The following is a 248-nucleotide window of genomic DNA, read 5'->3' as shown; positions in this document are numbered from 1 at the left end:
AACGCACGCGCACAAAAGCCGAGGAGGCGCTGGCACAGCATTTTGCTGAGCTTTCCGGCGACGACCCGATACGCGACATGCGTACCACGGCTTTCGATGCCTTCATCGAGAAAGGCTTACCGAACCGCCGCGTCGAAGACTGGAAATATACCGACCTGCGGCGGTTGATGACGGACGCGCCGGCGCCTGCGGAGCCCGTCAATCCGGAGCGCGCGCGTGATCTGGTCGATCAGGCGGATATTTTTGCC

Annotated in this window: 1 pseudogene; it reads left to right on the top strand. The window is 61.7% G+C overall.

Going from position 1 to position 248, the window contains the following annotated elements:
• Positions 1-248, top strand: a pseudogene (locus tag CH341_RS35020) (Fe-S cluster assembly protein SufD); the annotation flags it as partial.

It is taken from the genome of Rhodoplanes roseus, assembly GCF_003258865.1.
Taxonomy (GTDB): Bacteria; Pseudomonadota; Alphaproteobacteria; order Rhizobiales; family Xanthobacteraceae; genus Rhodoplanes; species Rhodoplanes roseus.
The sequence above is the reverse complement of the archived record's forward strand: the minus strand, read 5'-3'. Positions and strand labels throughout refer to the sequence as shown.